We start from the raw sequence: 5,184 nt of genomic DNA, 5'->3' as shown, positions 1-5,184 counted from the left end.
CGCGCCCAGTACCGGTTGTGGGATACCTTTGCCGGCCAGCAGATGGCTGGCGAGCAGTTCTTCGCCAACGATGCCAATCAGAGGCGTGTCGCCCATATCATCGCCGACGCCATCTATGAGCGGCTGACCGGCGAAAAAGGCTATTTCGACACCCGCGTCGTCTTCATCGACGAATCCGGCGCCAAGAATGCGCGCAAGAAGCGCCTCGCGATCATGGACCAGGACGGCGCCAATGTGCGCTATCTCTCGGACGGCAGGTCGATCGTGCTGACGCCGCGTTTCTCGCCGAACCGGCAGGAAATCACCTACATGTCCTATGAAAGCGGCCAGCCGCGGGTGTACCTGCTGCAGATCGAGACCGGCCAACGCGAACTGGTCGGCAATTTCCCAGGCATGACCTTTGCGCCGCGCTTTTCGCCCGATGGCCAGAAGGTGATCATGAGCCTGCTGCGCGACGACGGCAATTCCAACATCTTCGCCATGGACCTGCGCAGCCGCTCGACGACGCGGCTGACCAACTCGACCGCCATCGACACCTCGCCGTCCTATTCGCCCGACGGCAGCAAGGTGGTGTTCACCTCCGACCGTGGCGGCCGCGCGCAGATCTACGTGATGGGCGCCGACGGCTCGGGCCAGACCCGTATCTCCTTTGGCGATGGCGTCTATTCGACACCGGTATGGTCGCCGCGCGGCGACCTGATTGCCTTCACCAAGCAGACCGGCGGCGAATTCCAGATCGGGGTCATGAAGACCGATGGATCGGGTGAGCGCATCCTCTCCTCCGGCTTCCAGCAGGAGGGACCGACCTGGGCGCCGAATGGCCGCGTGCTGATGTTCTTCCGCGATTCCGCCGGTGGCCCCAAACTGGTTTCGGTCGATCTGACCGGACGCAACGAGCAATCGATCCCGACGGCGAACTTCGCTTCGGACCCTGCCTGGTCGCCGCTGCTGGAGTAAGAGACGAACTGAGGAACTGGGGAATTGAAGAACTGAAGAATGGAGAAGGCGGGCGGCCACATCAAGCGTGCGAAGGATCTAGAGGTTTATAAGCGCGCTTATGTGGTCTCTCTTGACGTGCATAAAGCTACGCTCGCCTTCCCGAAAATGGAGCAATACGCACTGGCTGATCAGTTGCGTCGCTCCAGCAAGGGAATCTGCGCCAATTTGGCTGAGGGATTTGCCAAGCAGACTCACTCCAAACCCGAATTCGCGCGGTTCATTTCAATGGCAATGGGTCATGCAGCGAAGTGGAGACGTGGATTTCCTACGCGTTCGACCTTGGATACATCAGCCAGGCACAACACGACGATTGGCTGCGATCCTATGCCCATATCTACGGCATGCTGATCAATCTGAGAGAAAAGCTGAAGTGAATTCTCTCTTCAGTTCCTCAATTCCCCAACTCTTCAATTCCTCTTTTCCATCTCTTTGTCGCGTTTTGGCCGTATTTCCGCCTAGGGTCCGCGCCAACTGTGGCTCATGGCCAATGGCTGCGGACGGGCAGCTTAAACCAAAATTTAACCGTGTTTCTTGAATGCCGGTTAACCCAAACGTGGTTACTGGGTGATCAACGAAATCACTCAAATTAGACCACTCGAATTACGAAGGAGAGGCGGCATGGGCCGTATTGCAGCACTTACCAGAAACCCGGTCATGATCGCGCTGGTGGCGATGCTCGCCATCGCCGGTTGCGCCTCGAAAAAGACGCCGAACAACGCGGCCGATCTTGGCCTTAACGGCGCCGGCGCCGCAACACCCGGATCGGCGCAGGACTTCACCGTCAACATTGGCGACCGCATCTTCTTCGATACGGACTCGACCTCGATCCGTGCCGACGCGCAGACGACGCTCTCGCGCCAGGCACAGTGGCTGAACCAGTACAAGCAGTATGCCATCGTCGTCGAAGGCCATGCCGACGAACGCGGAACGCGCGAATACAATCTGGCGCTCGGCGCCCGCCGCGCAGCCGCTACCCGTGACTTCCTTGTCGCAAAGGGCGTCTCGGCCAGCCGTCTCAAGACCATTTCCTACGGCAAGGAACGTCCGGTCGCGGTTTGCGACGACATCTCTTGCTGGTCGCAGAATCGCCGCGCGGTCACTACGCTTAGCGGCGCTGGCTCCTGAGGCATCATGGACCGGCGCGTCAAAGGACGCGTGGCCGTCTAGCGGTAAAAATGCAACATACTTGTGCGAAAGGCGGCCTTGGGGCCGCCTTTTTCATATCCGGATGCCCGAAACAAAATTTGGCCGAAGTCTCGGCTCCTGCTATGAGCCGAGGGCGCTTGGCTGGTCCCATTCTGATTGGAAGGCGCGAACAAGCTAACGAAATCACTGCGAGAGGCACATGCATTTGAGATCGGTTCTGAGCGGCACGCTTGCGCTGCTGCTCCTATCAGGCGTCACCGCCCTGGCTAGCGGCACCGGGGCGAGCGGCACAGGGCAATCAACCGACAGCGGCTTTACCTTCCATCTTCCCACTATCGAATTGCCCAGCTTTTTTGGTCAAAAGAAGAAACCGGACCAGGTTCAGCTGGTGCAGTCCGATCCTACCGCTGTCACCAGCCTGGAAGAGCAGCTGCGGCAGATGAACGGCAAGATCGAGGAACTCAATTTCCAGGTCCTGCAAATGCAGGAGCAGATCCGCAAGCAGCAGGAAGATAATGAATTCCGCTTCCAGCAGCTGGAAGGTGGCGGCACGCAAGGCGGACAGCCGCCGGCGCAGAAGAAATCGGACGCCACCACCGGCACCGACAACAACGTGGCGGCGGCCCCGGCAACACGGGCGCCGGCCGATGCCGGCGCCGAGCCCGCCAACGATCAATCGGCAGTCGGCAAGACGGTCGAGGACGTCATCGTCGAATCTCCGGATGGCGACCCCGGCAAGGTTATTCCCGGTACGGGAGCGCCGGAAAAGACCTTCGGCAGCATCACCGTCGACAAGAACGGCAATGTCATCGATGCCGGCGGCAACACACAATCGACCGCGCCGGCGCAGGATACCGCGCCAGTCGCCGGGGCGGCGCCCAAGGCCGGCAAATCCGATACGGTGGTCGCGGCGTTGCCCGCCACCAACAATCCGGAAGAACTCTACCGCAACTCATACCAGTTCATCCTCTCGGGCGACTACGGCACCGCCGAGCAGGGTTTTCGCGACCACATCGCCCGCTTCCCCAAGGATGCGAAGGCCGCGGATGCGCATTACTGGCTGGGCGAGTCATTGCTCGGCCAGCAGAAATACCGCGATGCGGCCGAGACGTTCCTTGCCGCCAGCAAGGACTACCCCAAGGCCAAGAAAGCTCCCGACATGTTGCTGAAGCTCGGCGTGTCGCTGGTCGGCCTCAAGCAGCATGACGTTGCCTGCGCCACTTTCAGCGAGGTCGGCAAGCGCTACCCCGATATTTCCAGCGCGCTCAAGGAACGCGTCAAGCAGGAGAAGGCTCTGGCTGCCTGCTGATCCTTGTCATACATGTCGTTGTCCTGAACCGGGATCACTTTTGGGCGACATGCATTATGCTCGACACCGAGCCGGACCTTTCGACTAACCCTTTTTCGCGTATCGATTTTACCAGCGGCGCTGTTGCGGCCGTGTCCGGCGGCAGCGACTCGACCGCCCTGCTCCTTCTTCTCAAACACCATCTCGAACGTAGGGCGCCGGCAACCAGGCTGCTGGCGGTGACGATCGACCACGGTTTGCGGTCCGGTTCGGCTGCGGAAGCGCAAACAGTGGCGAAGCTGTGCGCCAGGATCGGAATTTCACACCGCATCCTGACATGGTCGGGTCCAAAGCCATCGACCGGTCTGCCCGCCGCCGCTCGCGAGGCGCGCTACCGGCTGCTAGCCGAGGCGGCACAAGCGGAAGGCATCGGCATGATCCTCACCGGCCATACCGCCGACGACCAGGCGGAAACGGTGCTGATGCGGCACGCGCGGGACGCGGGCCAAGGCCATGCCGGCATGGCCGGCCGGGGACTTGCCGGCATGGCGCCGGCCACCCTCTATGACTGGCGCATCTGGATCGTGCGGCCGCTCCTCGGCGTGCGGCGCGCGGTATTGCGCGACGTCCTGCGCCGTCAAAATGTCGGCTGGGCTGACGATCCGACCAATGTCGACGCGGCTTTCGAGCGGCCGCGTGTGCGGGCCGCACTTGCCGGCGAGAGTGTCGAGCATGTGAAGGGCATGTTGATGCTCGCGGGCCAGGCCGCCCTCGAGCGCAGGCAGCTTGGCGCCAGCGCAGCCGATTTGATCGATGGCTTCGCCAGCCAGCCAGCCATCGGCCTCATCCGCCTCGACCCGTGCCTGCTCTCCTCCGGTGACGAGCAGGCGGCCGTCTATGCGTTGCGCATCCTTCTGGCCACGACCGGCGGGATTGCCTTCCTGCCGGATCAGGCCCGCAGCGAGGCTCTGTTCGGGCGGCTGAGGGCTGGATTTCTTTGCGCCACATTGTCGCGGACGGTTGTCGATTCCCGGCGCTCCGGCATATTCCTGCGCCGCGAGGCGCGCGGACTGCCCGCCGCCGCTGCCGCCACCGGCAGCACCCTGTGGGACGGCCGCCGGCACATCACATTGAACGACAGCAGCAGCGCATTGTTGATTGCCCCGTTAGGCGCGGCAGCGGCGAAGCGGCTGGCGACGGGTGAAGGAAAAACCCCGTCGAGCCTGATGCGCGCCGCGCTCGCGGCCGAACCGGCGGTGTGGCAGGCCGGTGAATGCCTTGGTTTGCCTGGATATGGACTGAAGTCCGCGACGGTGGAAGCGCGGCCGGTCGTTGCCCCCTTCGGCCGCTTCCTGCCATCCTTCGACCTAGCGCCGGCGCGGGCCGTCGCCGGGCTGATCGGCGCGGCCCCGGTCCCGCCCTTGCCTTTCAGCGGCCACAGTGCCGGCTGAGGGTTGCGCGAAAGCTTAACCCAGACGTGCTGTTCTGCTTGGCAAGGGGGGACGCTCTCCCTATGTTAGGCGCAAGTTTCCTCTCATGACGCGTGTCTGCCTCGCGGACGCCAACGGGACAATTGATGAATCCGAACTATCGCAACCTCGCGCTTTGGGCGATCATAGCGGTCCTGCTCATAGCCCTGTTCAATCTGTTCCAGACGCCGCAGACGCGAGGGGCTTCCAGCGATGTGCCTTATTCGCAGTTCCTGCAGGATGTCGCGGCGGGGCGGGGCAAGACGGGGACCATTTCTGGGG

At 62.3% G+C, this 5,184-nt stretch carries 5 protein-coding genes and 1 pseudogene; all 6 read left to right on the top strand.

The features are described from left to right. The coding region (gene tolB, locus EN914_RS23505) for a Tol-Pal system beta propeller repeat protein TolB (RefSeq protein WP_127389296.1) at window positions 1–957 on the top strand (957 nt) is incomplete at its 5' end. A gap of 39 nt (window positions 958–996) precedes the next feature. Next, a pseudogene (locus EN914_RS40165) lies at window positions 997–1,373 on the top strand (four helix bundle protein). 244 nt (window positions 1,374–1,617) lie between these two features. Continuing rightward, the gene (gene pal / locus EN914_RS23495; protein WP_013529149.1) at window positions 1,618–2,124 is read left to right on the top strand and encodes a peptidoglycan-associated lipoprotein Pal; all 507 of its coding nucleotides are present in this window, start codon (window positions 1,618–1,620) and stop codon (window positions 2,122–2,124) included. A gap of 220 nt (window positions 2,125–2,344) precedes the next feature. Continuing rightward, window positions 2,345–3,454: a tol-pal system protein YbgF gene (ybgF, locus tag EN914_RS23490; RefSeq protein WP_024502924.1), complete on the top strand. Its 1,110-nt coding sequence runs from the start codon at window positions 2,345–2,347 to the stop codon at window positions 3,452–3,454. Between the two features lie 56 nt (window positions 3,455–3,510). After that, window positions 3,511–4,884, top strand: a complete 1,374-nt coding sequence (gene tilS / locus EN914_RS23485) for a tRNA lysidine(34) synthetase TilS (protein WP_024502925.1) — start codon at window positions 3,511–3,513, stop codon at window positions 4,882–4,884. A gap of 125 nt (window positions 4,885–5,009) precedes the next feature. Continuing rightward, window positions 5,010–5,184, top strand: a 175-nt coding sequence (locus EN914_RS23480; RefSeq protein ID WP_164778868.1) for an ATP-dependent metallopeptidase FtsH/Yme1/Tma family protein, incomplete at its 3' end; no start/stop codon positions are given.

The organism is Mesorhizobium sp. M7A.F.Ca.CA.001.08.2.1, assembly GCF_003998455.1.
Lineage (GTDB): Bacteria > Pseudomonadota > Alphaproteobacteria > Rhizobiales > Rhizobiaceae > Mesorhizobium > Mesorhizobium ciceri.
The sequence above is the reverse complement of the archived record's forward strand: the minus strand, read 5'-3'. Positions and strand labels throughout refer to the sequence as shown.